18 protein-coding genes are annotated in these 16,966 nt (G+C 42.2%); 14 read left to right on the plus strand and 4 right to left on the minus strand.

The window, feature by feature from the left end:
• The gene (locus CU053_RS03540) at positions 1-696 is read right to left on the minus strand and encodes a metal ABC transporter ATP-binding protein (RefSeq protein ID WP_199244203.1); all 696 of its coding nucleotides are present in this window, start codon (positions 694-696) and stop codon (positions 1-3) included.
• Between the two features lie 52 nt (positions 697-748).
• Positions 749-1,678, minus strand: a complete 930-nt coding sequence (locus tag CU053_RS03545) for a metal ABC transporter solute-binding protein, Zn/Mn family (RefSeq protein ID WP_100550787.1) — start codon at positions 1,676-1,678, stop codon at positions 749-751.
• A 292-nt stretch (positions 1,679-1,970) separates the two neighbouring features.
• Here CU053_RS03545 and rpsB point away from each other — a divergent pair, with 292 nt between their 5' ends.
• The 11 genes from rpsB (at position 1,971) to CU053_RS03600 (ending at position 12,560) form a co-directional block, all read left to right on the plus strand.
• Positions 1,971-2,696 (plus strand): 30S ribosomal protein S2, encoded by a 726-nt coding sequence (rpsB, locus tag CU053_RS03550; RefSeq protein WP_100550786.1) that lies wholly within the window; start codon positions 1,971-1,973, stop codon positions 2,694-2,696.
• Between the two features lie 41 nt (positions 2,697-2,737).
• Positions 2,738-3,613, plus strand: a complete 876-nt coding sequence (gene tsf, locus CU053_RS03555) for a translation elongation factor Ts (RefSeq protein ID WP_100550785.1) — start codon at positions 2,738-2,740, stop codon at positions 3,611-3,613.
• A gap of 5 nt (positions 3,614-3,618) precedes the next feature.
• Complete coding sequence (pyrH, locus tag CU053_RS03560; protein WP_100550802.1) at positions 3,619-4,335, plus strand: UMP kinase; 717 nt, start codon at positions 3,619-3,621, stop codon at positions 4,333-4,335.
• Between the two features lie 9 nt (positions 4,336-4,344).
• Entirely contained in the window at positions 4,345-4,902 is a 558-nt protein-coding gene (frr, locus tag CU053_RS03565; RefSeq protein ID WP_100550784.1) for a ribosome recycling factor, read from the plus strand.
• Between the two features lie 6 nt (positions 4,903-4,908).
• Complete coding sequence (locus CU053_RS03570; RefSeq protein ID WP_100550783.1) at positions 4,909-5,640, plus strand: isoprenyl transferase; 732 nt, start codon at positions 4,909-4,911, stop codon at positions 5,638-5,640.
• Positions 5,637-6,434, plus strand: a complete 798-nt coding sequence (locus CU053_RS03575) for a phosphatidate cytidylyltransferase (protein ID WP_100550782.1) — start codon at positions 5,637-5,639, stop codon at positions 6,432-6,434. The genes CU053_RS03570 and CU053_RS03575 overlap by 4 nt, the downstream gene beginning before the upstream one ends.
• A gap of 111 nt (positions 6,435-6,545) precedes the next feature.
• Positions 6,546-7,478, plus strand: coding sequence for an Rpn family recombination-promoting nuclease/putative transposase (locus tag CU053_RS03580; protein WP_100550781.1), 933 nt, complete (start codon positions 6,546-6,548; stop codon positions 7,476-7,478).
• A gap of 130 nt (positions 7,479-7,608) precedes the next feature.
• Entirely contained in the window at positions 7,609-7,896 is a 288-nt protein-coding gene (gene gatC / locus CU053_RS03585) for an Asp-tRNA(Asn)/Glu-tRNA(Gln) amidotransferase subunit GatC (RefSeq protein WP_158106973.1), read from the plus strand.
• Between the two features lie 14 nt (positions 7,897-7,910).
• Positions 7,911-9,362 (plus strand): Asp-tRNA(Asn)/Glu-tRNA(Gln) amidotransferase subunit GatA, encoded by a 1,452-nt coding sequence (gatA, locus tag CU053_RS03590; protein WP_100550779.1) that lies wholly within the window; start codon positions 7,911-7,913, stop codon positions 9,360-9,362.
• Positions 9,359-10,774, plus strand: coding sequence for an Asp-tRNA(Asn)/Glu-tRNA(Gln) amidotransferase subunit GatB (gene gatB / locus CU053_RS03595; RefSeq protein ID WP_100550778.1), 1,416 nt, complete (start codon positions 9,359-9,361; stop codon positions 10,772-10,774). The genes gatA and gatB overlap by 4 nt, the downstream gene beginning before the upstream one ends.
• Positions 10,775-10,913: 139 nt before the next feature.
• On the plus strand, positions 10,914-12,560 hold the full coding sequence (locus CU053_RS03600; protein WP_100550777.1) for a CTP synthase: 1,647 nt from the start codon (positions 10,914-10,916) through the stop codon (positions 12,558-12,560).
• Positions 12,561-12,571: 11 nt separating this feature from the next.
• Here CU053_RS03600 and CU053_RS03605 read toward each other — a convergent pair whose 3' ends face one another.
• Together CU053_RS03605 and CU053_RS03610 are read right to left on the minus strand one after the other, a co-directional pair.
• Positions 12,572-12,811 carry a toxin-antitoxin system HicB family antitoxin gene (locus CU053_RS03605; RefSeq protein ID WP_100550776.1) on the minus strand — a complete coding sequence of 80 codons (240 nt, stop codon included), beginning with the start codon at positions 12,809-12,811 and terminating at the stop codon, positions 12,572-12,574.
• Entirely contained in the window at positions 12,804-13,253 is a 450-nt protein-coding gene (locus tag CU053_RS03610) for a putative toxin-antitoxin system toxin component, PIN family (protein ID WP_158106974.1), read from the minus strand. The genes CU053_RS03605 and CU053_RS03610 overlap by 8 nt, the downstream gene beginning before the upstream one ends.
• A 183-nt stretch (positions 13,254-13,436) precedes the next feature.
• Between CU053_RS03610 and cysS the strand changes: the two genes are divergently transcribed.
• The 3 genes from cysS (at position 13,437) to aroC (ending at position 16,959) form a co-directional block, all read left to right on the plus strand.
• A complete protein-coding gene (cysS, locus tag CU053_RS03615) occupies positions 13,437-14,825 on the plus strand; it encodes a cysteine--tRNA ligase (protein WP_456061813.1) in 1,389 nt (462 codons plus the stop codon).
• 120 nt (positions 14,826-14,945) lie between these two features.
• Positions 14,946-15,911: a 50S ribosomal protein L3 N(5)-glutamine methyltransferase gene (gene prmB, locus CU053_RS03620; protein ID WP_100550774.1), complete on the plus strand. Its 966-nt coding sequence runs from the start codon at positions 14,946-14,948 to the stop codon at positions 15,909-15,911.
• Positions 15,898-16,959, plus strand: coding sequence for a chorismate synthase (gene aroC, locus CU053_RS03625; RefSeq protein WP_100550773.1), 1,062 nt, complete (start codon positions 15,898-15,900; stop codon positions 16,957-16,959). Before prmB ends, aroC begins: the two co-directional genes overlap by 14 nt.
• Positions 16,960-16,966 lie beyond the last annotated feature (7 nt).

Raw genomic sequence — 16,966 nt, forward strand, 5'->3', positions numbered from 1 at the left:
TTATAAGATAACACTGCGATCCTCCTTCAGGCACGGCATTTTCTGGCATAAATGGATATGTTGATTTTTGAAATGGATAAAATTATCCAGCTCATGCGCTATCTCGTGCATGTCGTGAGAGATGATTAATAGTGTTACATTGTGCTGAATATGGATTTTCTTAAGCGCATGGATAAAGTCCTGCTTTGCTTGGGGATCAAGATCAGATAAGGGTTCATCAAGCAGCAGAAGCCTGGGTTTATTGATTAGTGCCTGGGCGAGATACACGCGTTTTTTCTGTCCTCCTGAGAGGGTTTCAAAGGGTTTATGTGCATAAGCTTCGGCACCAACCAGGTTAAAGATCTCTTTGATACAGATGTCAATGTGTCGCCCAAATGCTGGAAGTCCGAGTCTGTTAGCATTAAAGCTGGCCTTCACAAGCGTTATGGCTGAAATATTTGGATTTAAGTTGAGTTCACGCTCCTGCGGAATATAGCTGATCCACTGATTTTTTTTGCCAGGGGGGTGTCCAAAGACACTCAACTTTCCAGAAACTGGGGGAATGAACCCAAGAATATTTTTTAGGAGTGTCGACTTCCCTATGCCGTTTTCTCCAACAACGCCAAGCCATTGATGCTCTTTTATGTTTAACTCAAAAGGTTTACAAAGAGCTTTATGTTCTGAGTGACCGATCACTAAGGATTGGCACTGTATGATCCATTGGTTTGTCATGTTAATACAGACCCGCTAATTATTTATGATGGTTTCATCAGTACTTTTTTTTGGCGTTTTGGTCTTGTAATGGCGTTGCTGTCTTGGGTTTTGGGGCGCTTGCCACCTCCAAAGCCTTTTGGGTATCATCAAGGTTAGACTTAAGCCAGGTGATGACATTATCTTTTTGTGGCATGGTTTCTGAAACCCCAACAGTTGGAATCTGGTTGTTTTTGGCAAGATTGATGATGCTTTCGGTCACGTTATTGTGCACCTGTTGATTGTAAAATAGTACATTGACTTTATGTTGTTTGAACAAATTTTGATAATCTACCAGCATTTTGGGGCTTGCCTCGGCACCGTTCATCACCGTCCATTGGAACTTTTGCCCTAGCATCTTTAAGCTTAAAGCATCTGCCATATAACCAAAAACAGGTTCGGTTGCCGTAACTGGAGTTCCCGCAAAACGTGCCTTAATATCGTTGATTTTGCTATAAATACTCTGGTAGCGCTCACTAAAGGTCTGGTTGTTTAATTCAAAAGTTTTTTTGTGTTGAGGCTCAATTTGACTAAAAACCGCGGTCAGTTTTTTGGCTAAAGCAGGAAAAGTGTTTGGGTTATACCACAAGTGAGGGTTGTCTCCACTTTTGGCATCCATAAGCCTGGCAACCTCAATGATGGCAACTTTGTTATTATTGGCTTGTGCGTTGAGAAGTTGCATCACCCAAGGGTCATAATCAGCACCATTGTAGATAATTACTTGAGCATCATTGATGGCAATTGCAGTGCCTGCTGAAGTGGTAAAAAGATGAGGATCTGCATCGGGATTATTGATAATACTGTTAGTGGTCACGTAGTCCCCACCAATTAAACTAGCGACATTGGCGTAGAAGTTTTCTGCAGCGACCACTTTGATTCCCGCATGAACATTTGTCAGTGAAAGCATTAAAGTACTGGCTAAAGTAAGGCGTGCGAATTTATTAAACATAAAGATAATCCTTTGGTGACTGAAGTTGTATTTGGCAAAATGTTATAATATATCCTTTTTTATTTTTGGCAATTGTTAAGTTTCAATCTGGTAGATAAAAATGATTTATGCTAGAATCCGCCTCGCCTTTTGCAGGTAGTCATATTTCTCTAGTTTTGAGATATAAGGTATGCAGAAGGTTATGTTAAATGTAAAAACCACACGTTGCTCGACACACTTTTAGGGTGCCTTAGAATTCAAGGTTTAAAGGTGGGAGTGATGGCGGCTCAACCCAATATTTTGGAGAAAAATGATGTCTTTAATGAAAGAAATGTTACAAGCGGGTGTTCACTACGGTCACCAAAAGAGATTCTGGAATCCAAAAATGAGCGAATTCATTTTTGGAATTAATCATGGAATACACATTATCAACCTGGAAAAGACGGTGCCTTTATTTCAGGACGCGATTAACTTTGTTGGAAAATCTGCTGCTAAGAACGGTAAAATTTTATTTGTTGGTACTAAGCGTCAAGCACAGGAAATCGTGGCTGAAGAAGCATCCCGTTGTGGTATGCCTTACGTTAATCACCGTTGGCTAGGTGGTATGTTGACAAATTACAAAACGATTCGTCAATCGATCAAACGTTTGCGTGATCTTGAAAAAATGCAGGAAGAAGGTGTTTTTGAACGTGTGACAAAGAAAGAAGCGCTACAAAATGCGCGTGAGATTGAAAAGTTAGAAAAAGCCTTGGGCGGAATCAAAGACATGGGCGGTTTGCCTGATGTGCTCGTTATTATTGATAGCAAAGAAGAGCATATCGCCATTGAAGAAGCAAAACGTCTGGGTATTCCTGTAGTGGCTGTGGTTGACAGTAACTCAAGTCCCGATGATATTGACTACGTCATTCCTGGTAATGATGATGCGGTCAAGGCGATTCGTTTCTACTTGAGTCAGTTTGCGAATGCCATTATTGATGCGAAAAAGACGTCACATGTTGCCGAAGAAAAGACAATTGATGCTTCTGAGGAAGAAGCTTAATCCTCTAGATTTTAATGAATTAACAATAAGGAATCTTATTAATGACAGCTACTATTAGTGCTCAATTAGTAAAAGAGCTTCGTGAGCGCACAGGTGCGGGCATGATGGAGTGCAAAAAAGCGTTGACTCAAACCAATGGCGACATCGAAAAAGCGGTTGAAGAAATGCGTAAATCAGGTGCTGCCAAAGCGGATAAAAAAGCCTCTCGCGTTGCCGCTGAAGGGGTTGTGGTGATGGCGCAATCTGCTCATAGAGCGGTGATTGTTGAAATCAACTCTGAAACTGACTTTGTTGCACGTGATGAAAACTTTAAAGAATTCGCGGATGCGGTTGTTGCTGCGGTAGCGCGTTCAAATGCAAAGACACTGGAAGAAGTGCTCGCGCTTAATTTAGCTTCAGGTGAAACGATCGATGATGCACGTAGGAATTTGATTGCTAAAATCGGCGAGAACATCAATGTCCGCCGTGTTGGCGTGCTTGAGGGTGAAACTGTGGGTGTCTATAGCCACGGTGGTCGCATTGGCGTAATCGTTTCGATGAAGGGCGGTGATGAGACGCTGGCAAAAGATGTGGCTATGCACATTGCTGCCTCTAATCCGATTGTGGTATCGCAGGATCAAGTGCCAGGTGAAATCGTTGAGAAAGAAAAAGAAATCTTTATCGCGCAAGCACGTGAAAGTGGGAAGCCTGATGAAATTATCGAAAAAATGATCGCAGGGCGCATTCGTAAGTTTTTAGATGAACAAAGCCTGGTTGGTCAGCCATTTGTGAAAAATCCTGACCAGAAGGTTGAGCAGTTACTTAAGGCAAACAATGCAAGTGTCACTGGGTTCATTCGTTTCGGAGTGGGCGAGGGCATTGAAAAAGTAGAAACTGATTTTGCTGCTGAAGTAATGAGTCAGGTTCAAGGAGCATGATGCTGATGTCACACCCAAAACTTAAGCGAATTTTGATTAAACTCAGCGGAGAGTCGCTGTCAACCGATGGCTTTGGTATCCAGGTTGACGCAATTAAAGCAGTGGTTGACGATCTAAAAGAGGTGCTTAAACAGGGTGTGCAAGTAGCGATAGTCATTGGCGGTGGCAATATTCTAAGGGGTGGGCGTGCAAATTTTCAAGATCAAGTTAAAAGAAGTACAGCCGATACCATGGGTATGCTTGCGACGATGATTAATGCGCTGGCATTATCAGATATACTAAGTCATGCAGGCATGGATAATGAGGTGCTTTCGGCGCGTGGTATTGATGGGGTGTTTACAGTATCAAATCCAAAACTAGCCAAGCGTTATTTGACCGAGGGAAAGGTTGTCATTTTTGCGGGAGGCACAGGTAATCCTTTTGTCACTACAGATACTACCGCAACTTTGAGAGCTGCGGAAATAGAGGCTGATGCTATTTTGAAAGTCACCACGGTGGATGGCGTTTATGACAAGGACCCCAATAAGCATAGTGATGCTACCAAGTTTGATGTTTTAAGCTTTAACGATGCTTTATCAAGAGAGTTAGCCGTGATGGATCTGGGTGCATTTGTGCAGGCGCGCGATTTTAATATTCCTATTTGCGTATTTAATTTGAGTCATACAGGTGCGCTCAAACGTGTGCTCGATGGGGAATCAACAGGGACCTGGGTTAGAAATTAGGAGTTAAAAATGATTAAAACAATTTTAGCCGATGCCAAAGATCGCATGGAAAAGAGCCTGGAAAGCTTGCGCCATGATTTGGCAAAAATTAGAACGGGACGCGCACACCCTGATCTATTAGCGCATATCAATATTGACTACTATGGTATAGAAACCCCTATTTCACAGGCGGCGAATATCAACGTATTGGATGCACGTACTTTGGGTATTACGCCATGGGAGAAAGGTTTGGCAGCAAAAATCGAAAAAGCAATTTTGATGTCTGATTTGGGACTAAATCCCGCTAATCTTGGAGATAGTTTACGTATTCCCATGCCAGCACTTAATGAAGAGCGCCGCAGAGAACTGGTCAAATTAGTGCGGAATGAAGCAGAAAAGGGGCGTGTTGCTATTCGTAATATTCGTCGAGATGCCAACTCAGATATTAAAGATTTGTTAAAAGAGAAAGAAATTTCTGAGGATGATGCTAAAAAAGCAGAAGACAGTATTCAAAAAATAACCAATGATATGATTGCTAAAGCCGACGCAGCAGTGCAGGAAAAAGAACAAGATTTAATGGAAATCTAAAGCTTTATGTCAACTCATCGCTTGCCTAAGCATGTTGCTATTATCATGGATGGGAATGGACGCTGGGCAAAAAAACGACTCTTCCCTCGGACTTCGGGGCATAAAGCGGCAGTAAAAAGTGTGCGCGCAGCGATTGAGTTTGCTGTTGAGAAAGGGGTTGATATATTAACACTTTTTGCCTTTGGACGTGAAAATTGGCAGCGTCCTCAAGAGGAAGTTGAGACATTGATGGGGCTGTTTTCGGAAGTCCTGGTCAGTGAGATCTCTATGATGCAAAACAATAATGTCAAACTTAGTATAGTAGGAGACCGCAGTAGACTGCCCACTCAAGTGAAAAGTAATATTCATCAGGCTGAGAGCCAAACCGCGCATTGTACAGGGTTGCAGTTAAACGTGGCAATTGACTACAGTGGGCAATGGGAAGTCGTGGCAGCAGCAAAAAGAATAGCAGAGGCTATTCAAAACAAGCAGATTGAATTAGATGATTTAACAGAGGAACAGTTTCAACAATATTTAATTAAGGAAATTCAAACACCAGTGGATTTATTAATCCGCACCAGTGGTGAAAAGCGAATAAGTAACTTTATGATTTGGCAGCTATCTTATGCTGAGTTATACTTCTGCCAAAAATACTGGCCAGATTTTTCTAAAAAAGATTTTCAGCTGGCTTTGGATGAGTATCAAAAGCGAATCAGGCGATTTGGCAAAACGGATGAGCAATTAGAGGGTAGAACGTGAAGGAACGAATTATCACAGGGGTTATTTTAGGTCTTGTTGTTTTATGGGCGATATTTAGGCTAAGTGATGTAATATTTGACGGTGCTGTTGCGATTATTTTGCTATTTGCGGCTTGGGAGTGGGCTGCACTTGCCAATGCAAAAAATCTGATAGCGCGAGTCATTTATTTGCTGGTGACAATGTTACTCATTTACCTGTCGCAGTATTTCCAATTAATGACATTGATTGTGTCACTATTATTCTGGCTGTTTGCTTTTTATCTTGTGCTGCGATACCCCAATGTGCGCTTTAAAGCGATGTCAGCTAGTGCGCGCTACATCATGGGTTTTCTTGTAATTGTTCCATTATGGGTATCAGTAGCATTGCTGCATCAGCAAAAGCCATCACTGCTGTTATTGATGATGTTAGTAGTAACACTTGCAGACAGTGGTGCTTATTTTGTTGGGCGGCAATATGGCAAGAAAAAGCTGGCTCCCATCATCAGTCCCAAGAAAACCATTGAAGGTTTGGTTGGCGGTGCGATATTTGGAGGTCTGGCGGGTGTCGTCTGTGCTTTGGTGATCAGCCATAGTCGTTTCGAGCAGACTGTGCTGATTATTTTATCTTTCGCTATCGTGATGGTGGCGCTTTTGGGCGACCTGTTTGAAAGTATGATCAAACGCGAGTGTGGTGTTAAGGATAGCGGCACGATTCTACCAGGGCACGGTGGCATACTGGATAGAATGGATAGTTTATTTTCAAGTTTTCCAATTTTTGTGTTGGCTCTATTAGCGTCTGGATTGTTAGCGATTTAATGTTTCTGTTGACCTAAATGGCTTTAGACCTTAGGTGGGGGTGCACGCCTAGCCCAGCCCAGTAAGCGTAGGGCTTTGAAGTAGTCAGGAAAATATTGGATAGCAGTTAGAATGAGTAAGAAGAAAGACCTAAACAGACCAAAATACGATGAATTTGCCAAATTCAACCTTGAGCAAAGAGATATTGCCGAGGAATTAATAAGGCGCCTTTTACCGCAAGAGTTAGCTAATCTTGCTGAGTTTGATAAAATGCAGCTGGAGCCAAGTGAGCATATTGATCCTGAGCTTAGAAAATTAATCAGTGATGTGCTTTGGAGTGTGCCGATTAAAGGCAAACGTGCTTATATATATTTTCTCGTCGAGCATGAGAGTGGACTCAAAGAACATGATCTTTTGCCCTTTAGATTTCATAAGTATGTGATTAGGATTATGGAAAAGCATTTAGCCAAGGGTAATGAGAAGCTTCCTATCGTAATACCGATCTTGCTTTATCATGGCACCAAGGAAAAATACCCGCATAGTGTCAGTATTTTTGATTGCTTTGAARWYAAARCACTGGCRCAGAAATATGCTTTTAAYGATATMAGGCTSATTGACCTAACYGTGATGAGTGATGATGAAATTGCCCAACAAGGYTTTAGGTTTTTCTTTGAGTTGGTGCTAAAATACGCAAGGGATAAAGAGCTTGCCGAGCGATTAGTCGGTTTATTGGAATCACACCCAGAACTTGCRCATTATTTTGAGGGCAAAGATTTTAAGAAAGCATTCGTTAATTTGCTGATGAGTTTGGATTTAGACTCAGAGCATGTAGCAAGTGAGACGTTGAAGAAATTAGATGAYTTAACAGGGGTTGATATTATGACGTTAAGACAACAATGGGAAGAAAAGGCGCAGCAGCAAGGAGCCATGTTAAAGGCACAAGAAACAGCGCGTAATTTATTTAGCATGAGTTTATCGGATGAACAGGTGGCAAAAGCGACGGGTCTTGATATGGATATCGTGCTGAAATTAAAATACGAAGCTGGTAATAGGACGAAACATTAGCCTGAACCCCATAGGGTATATGAGAGGGTTGAAGCGGCGCTACCATCTGAAAATAATCTGTAGTCAATACGCCACTTGAGTGTAGGCTGTGATTATGTCTTACATCAATTTAAAGAACAGGAAGTGTAACATGGCTATCTCACGGCAGGAATTAGAACATATCTTGGCGCTTTCCAAATTAAGTGCAAATCAGCAAGAGCTGGTGCGGTTTGAAGAAGATCTTAATCGCATTTTGACTCTGTTTAGTAATATACAATCTGTTGATACAGAAGATGTAAAGCCTATGATCTCACCATTAACGAACCACGGTATCATGCGCGATGACACGTCGTGCTCTCAGCAACATGAGCATGAGTTTCAGGCAATTGCACCTGAATATCAGGCGCACTATTTTATCGTTCCTAAAGTGATTGAGTAAGGGATTTTAACCATATGAGTATTTTACAGCAGCTGCGTAACAAGCTCGACAATAGAGAGTTAAGCGCACTCGAGCTGACACAATCTTATTTAAAGGAAATAAAGTACAAAAACCAGGCTTTAAATGCGTTTATTTCCGTTAATGAAGCTCAGGCGTTAAGCATTGCTAAACGCGCCGATAAAATCATCAGCGATAAGAAACAGGCACTTTTAACGGGACTGCCTATCGTGCACAAAGATAATCTATGTACGGATGTTTTAACAACAACCTGTGCTTCCAGAATATTAAGCGATTATAAGTCCCCGTTCAACGCCACGGTTGTCGAAAAACTTGCCAGCCAAGACATGATTTTGTTGGGCAAAACTAATATGGATGAATTTGGCATGGGTTCAAGCAGCGAAAACAGCTATTTTGGCAGTGTTAAAAATCCCTATGATTTAAGCTGTGTTCCAGGAGGGTCCTCAGGCGGATCAGCGGCAGCCGTTGCCGCGGGGTTGAGCCCTTTTGCTACAGGAAGTGATACAGGGGGGTCGGTCAGGCAACCTGCAAGCTTTTGTGGGATCACTGGCATGAAGCCAAGTTATGGGAGCTTATCGCGCTACGGTTTGGTGGCCTATGGCTCGTCATTTGATCAAGTTGGGGTGCTGGCGCACTATGCGATAGATTGCGCTTATTTATTACAAGCCATGGCAGGTCAAGATGAGAAAGATGGTACAAGCGTTGGCACGAGTGCAGATTTTTTCACCAGGACGATACAGCAAGACTTGTCAGGCTTATCGATTGGGATTGATGAAGCACTCATTGCCGATTTATCCGCAAAAGCGCAAAGCTTATTGCAAGATTGTCTTGAGATCTATAAAAAACAGGGCGTCAGAGTTAAGAGTATCAAGCTACCTGATTTGAAACCTGCCGTGTCAAGTTATTATATTCTGGCTCCTGCTGAGGCAGCAACAAACCTGGCACGCTTTGACGGTGTGCGTTACGGCTATCGAAGTAAAAAAGCGAATACTCTCGATGAGCTGTACATTAATAGCCGTACCGAGGGTTTTGGAAGAGAAGTCAAACGGCGCATTGTGATTGGTAATTATGTATTAGCGGCAAGCCAGTATGAGGCGTATTATCACAAGGCGCAGCAGGTGCGCAGCAAGTTAAAGCAGGATTTAGATCAAATCTATCGGGAAGTGGATATGATTTTGTTGCCGACAGCAGCGACAACCGCACCTAAGCTTGGTGCTCAAACCGATCCAGTGAGTACCTATTTATCAGATATGTATACCCTGATTGCTAATTTAACTGGAGCTCCTGCGATTTCTTTTCCAATTGGGATGATCGACCATTTACCCTTTGGAGCGCAATTAATGTCCAAAAACTTTAAGGACCACGTCTTGTTACAGGCGGTTAGCGAGTTTCAGCGTAAGACAAATTTCCACCAGCCAAGACAATTATTACAGGGGGGCTGGGCATGAGTTATGAGATGGTCATTGGGCTTGAAGTTCATGTGCAGCTAAAGACCAAAGCAAAAATTTTTTCTAATGCCGCAAGCCTTTATGGGCAGCCTCCAAACACGCAAGTAAGCTTTGTGGATGTTGCACTACCAGGGACTTTACCTGTGGTTAATAAAAAAGCGATTGAAATGGCGATAAAGTTTGGCGTCGCGGTTGATGCGATGATTTCAAAAAACAGTTTTTTTGCGCGTAAAAACTATTTTTATCCTGATCTGCCAAAAGGCTATCAAATCAGTCAATCACATAACCCTATTGTGCAAAATGGCAAACTCAATATTCAGACAAGTAAAGGGGCAAAAATCATTCGTATTGAAAGGGCGCATCTTGAGGAAGATGCTGGTAAGTCCGTGCATGACTTTATCGGTGAGCAAACAGGTCTGGATTATAACCGTGCGGGCACCCCTCTTTTAGAAATCGTGACACATCCTGATTTTCGTAGTGCCGAAGAAGTTGTTTGTTATTTGAAGGACCTGCATCAAGTCGTCCAGCACTTGGGGATTTGCGATGGTAATATGCAGGAAGGATCGTTTCGCTGTGATGTTAATCTCTCGGTACGCAAAGAAAATGAGTCCTTAGGCACAAGAGCAGAGTTAAAAAATATCAACTCATTTCGCTTTATCGAAAGTGCGATTCACTACGAGTACCAGCGCCAGGTTAAGCTCCTGGAAAAAGGCGAAAAAATCACCCAGGAAACGAGGCTTTATGATGCGGATAAAAATGAAACTCGCAGCATGCGCAGCAAGGAAAATGCATTTGACTACCGCTATTTTCCTGATCCTGACTTATTGCCTATGATGATTTCAACAGAGGAAATAGAGGCGATCAAGGCAGATATGCCAGTGCTGCCAAAGGTGCGTGAGGAGGCCTATGCCAAAGTCTTAAATGACGATGAAGTAAGCTTTTTAATGGATAATCCAGACGTGGCTGATTACTACGACAGGCTTGCCGCAAGCCTGGCTCCCAGAGTTGCTTATAACTGGGTAGCCGTTGAACTCCAGGCATTATTTAATAAAGCGCAAACAGCCTTTAATCCAGATAGTGTGCCCGTGGCAATCGTCCATGAGATTATTCAAAGTATCGAAAAGGATGAAATTTCTCTAAAATCGGCTAAAGCGGTATTGCAAAGCTATTTTGATAACTCTCAGTCTATCCAGTGGATTATCGATCAGCTTGGGGTGCGTCAACACAATGATGCAAAATTAGTTGAAGCTCTGGTTGATGAGGTTATGGTTCAAAATCCAACGCAGGTTCAGAATTACCAAGCTGGTAACGTTAAACTTCTGAGTTTCTTTGTTGGTCAGGTGATGAAAAACAGTAAAGGCAAAGCCAACCCCAAACAAGTGAATGAAGTTTTGATAAAGAAACTAGAGTAGTCTTTAAAAAATCGCAAAGTGCGGAACTCCAGCAAGTGAGCAATGAAATAAAAGAGGTTGATATGCGATTCTGCTAGCTTACAAAAAGGCTTTTTGTTATGCTCTGCCAACATTAACTACGCTTAATGTTTTCGCTCTTATGTCAACTCGTATTGAAAATCAACATACTAAATTTATCTTTGTTACTGGTGGTGTTGTCTCATCACTGGGTAAAGGAATCACTGCCGCTTCTTTAGCAACACTTTTAGAGTGTCGTGGTCTAAGCGTTACATTAATGAAACTTGATCCCTATATTAACATTGATCCTGGTACGATGAGTCCGTTACAGCATGGAGAGGTATTTGTTACCGAAGATGGGGCTGAGACAGATTTAGACTTGGGGCATTATGAACGTTTTATTCGCACCAAGATGACTAGGCGCAACAATTTTACCACGGGGCGTGTATATCAGGATGTAATTAAAAAAGAGCGCCGTGGCGACTATTTAGGAGGAACCATTCAAGTCATTCCCCATATCACTGATGAAATCAAACTTAAGATTTTACAAGGGGTTGATCATGGAACCGATATTGCGATCGTTGAAATTGGTGGAACGGTTGGTGATATTGAATCTCTCCCTTTTCTTGAGGCAATTCGCCAATTAGCTCAAGAGCTTGGAAAAGCACGAAGTTTATTTTTACACCTGACGCTTTTACCTTATATTAAGGCTGCTGGGGAGTTGAAAACGAAGCCGACGCAGCATTCAGTTAAAGAATTACGATCTATCGGTATTCAGCCTGATATTTTGGTTTGTCGTTGTGAACGAAGCTTCGATAGCGATGAGCGCCGCAAAATTGCCCTGTTTACCAATGTCCAGGAATCCGCTGTATTTAGTGCTGAAGATGTCTCAAGCATCTATGAAATTCCACGCCTTTACCATGATCAGGGGCTGGATATTTGTGTGGTAAGCCAGCTAGGACTCCATGTGCGCTCGGCAGACTTGTCTGAGTGGGATAAAGTGGTTTATGCCATTAAAAATCCAAAACATGAAATCACGATTGCCATGGTTGGTAAATATGTGAGCTTGACTGAAGCCTATAAGTCTTTAAATGAAGCACTATTTCATGCAGGTATCCACAATCATACTAAGGTCAATATCAAGTTCGTTGACTCCGAGGAAATCGAGAAGAATGAAGTTGAAAAAATCATTGGCAAGGTTGATGGCATCTTAGTGCCTGGCGGCTTTGGAGCGCGAGGTGTTGAAGGGAAAATCAAAGCCGTACAATATGCCAGAGAAAATAACATTCCATTTTTGGGGATCTGTCTTGGCATGCAGGTGGCAGTGATTGAATATGCGCGTAATGTGCTTGGTTTAAGGGGTGCCAACAGCACCGAGTTTCAAGCGGATGCCAAGGACATTCTAATTGGCCTTATTACTGAGTGGCAAACAGAACATGGCAGCAAGGAGAAGCGTTCACAAGCTTCTGATTTGGGTGGCACCATGCGCTTAGGTGCGCAGTTGTGTCATTTGAAAGAAGGGAGCTTGGCACGTAAAGTCTATGGTAGTAGTAGAATTAAAGAACGTCACAGGCATCGCTATGAATTGAATAATCACTATGTTGACGCGTTGGAAAAAGCGGGGCTTGTGGTGAGTGGAAAATCTCAGGATCATAAGCTGGTTGAAGTGATTGAAATTCCAACGCACTCGTGGTTTATTGCCTGTCAGTTTCATCCTGAGTTTACATCAACACCGCGCGATGGGCATCCGTTATTTGAAGGCTTCGTTAGGGCGTGTTTGCAGGTCTAAAGAGCAGGGAGTTATAATTTATCCTGGTCCAAAGGAGGGTTGTTTTTTACGTTTTTTTCGAGAAAATTAATGAAGTCTGCAGTTGAAAGCCTTGTTGTATTTTTGTTTAGCCTGTAGGTGACTTTAGCAAGTGCTACTCGCTCAGAAACAGCACTCATAATAAACTGATTCATTGAAACACCCTCGGATGCAGCGATCTGTTTTAGATCATCATAAATTGAATTAGGTAATCGTAACGCAAAATTAGCCATGGTTGATCTCCTTTAACACGTTTAAAAATTGCTGGGGTGTGACAACTTCAAGATTGAAACTTTTTGCACCCTTGAAGTCCTTCACGTTGTGTGTGATAAGATAGTCCGCTGGTGCGTTTATGGCGGCTTCTAAGACCATCTCATCTTTGTCATCACAGCCAGTGGGGCGGTATCTGTATGCAATGAGTATTTTTTCAGAACAGTCTATGTATGATCGCAAAAATTGATCAATAAAATAATGATCAAACTGTCTTTTTAAAACCGCTTCATATTCGCATATTAGACTGACAGATATGCACGTTATTACGGTCTCTTGTGCAAGAATAGTGGTCAGTATTTTATAGGATGCCCCATTTTTCGAGTAGAGTGCACTGTAGACAACATTTGTATCTAAGACTACTTTCATTATTTCAGCAGGCTCCTGTTGGGTTTTAATGGGCATTATAGATAAGTTTTCCGTTTGTTTCAATATTGTATGTAATATCATTCTAGTTTTAACAATGCTTATAAAAATATAAAACGTGGCAAGTGTTTGCAGCTAAATATGTAAAATGATTTTAACCTTGCAGTAGCAATGGTAACATGGCGCCATGTTGAGTTTCCAAGCCAAAGCTATCCTATGAGTATTTACTTACATAATTCTTTATCGGGTAAAAAGGAATTATTTACCCCTATCACACCAAAAAAATTAAAAATGTATGTCTGTGGTATGACAGTATATGACGACTGCCATATCGGGCATGCGCGTACACAGATCGCTTTTGATGTGATCGTGCGTTATTTTCGCTTTTGTGGATTTGATGTCACTTACGTACGCAATATTACCGATATTGATGACAAAATCATTAAGCGTGCCAACGACAATGGCGAATCAACGGATGCTTTAGTTGAGCGTACGATCAAGAGCATGTATGACGATTTGGACCGATTAAATATTTTGCGACCTGATTTCGATCCTCGAGCAACTGAAACTATTCCTGAGATGTGCAAAATGATTGAAGTATTGATTAACAAAGGCTTTGCATATGCCGGTGGTAATGGTGATGTCTATTATCGTGTGGAAAAATTTGAGGGTTACGGTAAGCTCAGTAAGCAAAGCCTGGAACATTTACACATTGGTGCACGAATCGAAAGTAATGAAGATAAACAAAATCCATTGGACTTTGTGCTCTGGAAAGCTTCAAAACCCCATGAACCAAGCTGGGAGTCTCCCTGGGGCAAGGGACGCCCTGGCTGGCATATTGAATGCTCAGCGATGTCTAAGAAATTACTGGGGGATCATTTTGACATTCATGCAGGAGGGTCGGATCTAAAATTCCCCCATCATGAAAATGAAGTTGCGCAATCAGAGGCGGCTAATAGCTGCACTTTTGCCAATTACTGGCTGCATTCGGGAATGGTGCAGGTCAATGAAGAGAAAATGTCAAAGTCACTAAATAACTTTTTTACTATCAAAGAAGTGCTCGCAGAGTACCATCCTGAAGTCGTGAGATTCTTTCTAATCTCAGGGCAATATCGTAGTGAGATCAACTATTCAAAAGAGAATTTATCCCAGGCAAGGTCGGCATTAGAGCGTCTGTATACGGCAGTTCGGGGCATTGAGATTGATGAAACAACTACTTTGCCAGAGGATAGGGAAAAGTATATCGATGAGTTTAAAGCTGCGATGAATAATGACTTTAATACGCCAGAAGCTTTGCCTGTTTTATTCGCTTTGGCTCGGGAAATTAATAAACACCGTCACGATGACATGAATCAAGCGGCGAGCTATGCCAGGCTTTTATTGATGCTTTCGGGGGTGTTGGGACTTTTACATTGTCCTGTAGAGGAGTATTTTAAGAACAGTGGCGACAGGACTTTGGCGAATGATGAAATTGATAAGTTAATTGCACAGCGAGTGGCTGCGAAAAAAAACAAAGATTATCGCACGGCTGATGCTATTCGTGAAGAGTTAGCTAAAGCAGGGATTCTGTTGGAGGATACCCCAACAGGCACTGTGTGGAAAAGAGGATAAAAAAGTAGGCTTAGACAAAATTTCCACCCATTTTTGCAAAGGCGTATGCAATACGCCCCTACGCAATGCGCCATCATGGGCGAAAATATTGTCATCGCCAAAAAGTAAAAGGGGAATAGCATGAGTGATGTGTTTGGCACAGATGTTAATGTTGATGCACTGGCACAGGATTTACATACGATAAGAGATTATTTACGTTGGGCGACAAGTCGTTTTTTAGAAGCTGAGCTTTTTTATGGACATGGTACAGATTCAGCATGGGATGAAGCCGTACATCTGGTATTGCAAGCGCTTTACCTGCCTTTGGGTATTGATAATCGAATTTTAGATGCGCGATTAACGCATGTTGAGCGTCAGAAAGTTATTAAATGGGTGTATCGTCGTGTGGTTGATCGTGTGCCTTTGCCCTATCTTACAAAAGCGGCATGGTTTGCGGGGATGAAGTTTTATGTTGATCAACGAGTCATTGTTCCACGCTCACCCATAGGCGAGCTTATCAGGAATGAGTTTGAACCATGGGTGAATCATCATAGGGTGAAGCGCGTGCTTGATTTGTGCACTGGCAGTGGTTGTATTGGTATTGCAGCGGCACATGTATTTGAAGAAGCAGAGGTTGTATTGACTGATATTTCGGAGGATGCCCTAGTGGTCGCCGATAAAAATATTAAGCTTCATAATTTGGAGAATAGAGTTAAAGCGGTGCATTCAGATTTATTTGATGCACTACCACAAGAGCAGAAATTTGATCTCATTATCTCAAATCCCCCTTATGTAGATAGCGAGGATCTCGCGTCTATGCCTGAGGAATATCTAAAAGAGCCTGCACTTGCTTTAGGATCTGGCGAGGATGGCTTGGATATCACTCGCAGAATTCTTATCGAAGCGATCAATTATTTAAGCGAAGATGGTCTCTTGATTGTTGAGGTCGGAAATAGCCAGCCTGCTTTGCAGGAAGCATTTCCGAGTGTGCCATTTACCTGGTTAAGTTTTGAGGATGGCGGTGATGGCGTATTTTTACTCACGCAAAAAGAGCTTCTAAGCTATAGGCAGGAATTTGAATCAGGGTGTAAATATGCCAGGCAATAGTTTGGGACGCCTCTTTAAAGTGACCACCTTTGGCGAAAGTCATGGCGTGGCTTTGGGTGCAATTATTGATGGATGCCCTCCTGGGCTTGAATTAAGTGAGAACGACTTGCAAACAGAACTGGATCGACGAAGACCAGGTCAGTCAAAGTTCACCACACAGCGCAAAGAGCTGGATCAAGTGAAAATTCTCTCGGGTGTGTTTGAAGGAAAAACGACAGGAACCCCCATTGGTTTGATCATTCAAAACACTGATCAGAAGTCAAAGGATTACGGTGAAATCAAAGATCAGTTTCGCCCGGGACACGCCGATTTTACGTATTTTCATAAATATGGCATTCGTGACTATCGTGGTGGTGGAAGAGCTTCGGCAAGAGAAACAGCAATGCGCGTGGCAGCAGGCGCGATTGCAAAAAAAATCTTAAAAGAGAAATTTGATAGTGAAATTTTTGCCTATGTTTCACAAATAGGTGATATTGAGCTTGGTTTTAAAGATAAAGCTTTTATTGCGCAAAATCCTTTTTTCTGTGCCGACCCAGATAAAGTTCCAGCACTTGAGGAGTTGATGCAATCCATTCGTAAACAAGGAGACTCCATTGGCGCTAAAGTCAATCTCGTGGCAAGAAATATTCCTATTGGTTTTGGTGAGCCTGTGTTTGGGCGCTTAGATGCGGAAATTGCCAAGGCACTCATGAGTATTAATGCGGTGAAAGCCGTAGCAATTGGTGATGGCTTTGAGGTGGTAAAACAAAAGGGTAGCGAGCATCGCGATGAGTATATTAAAGGCGAAGGATTTATCAGTAATCATGCAGGTGGTATTTTAGGAGGAATTTCCTCGGGACAAGAAATCTTAGCCAGCATTGCTTTTAAACCAACCTCAAGTATTTTGATCCCTGGGCGCTCAATTGATATTTATGGAGAAGCCTGTGAAGTCATCACGAAAGGCAGACATGATCCTTGTGTGGGAATTCGTGGTGTGCCAATTGCTGAAGCGATGCTGGCACTTGTCCTCGTTGATCACTATTTGCAGCATAAGGCGCAGAATTTATAGTTCGCTC

Source organism: Caedibacter taeniospiralis (assembly GCF_002803295.2).
GTDB lineage: Bacteria > Pseudomonadota > Gammaproteobacteria > Francisellales > Francisellaceae > Caedibacter > Caedibacter taeniospiralis.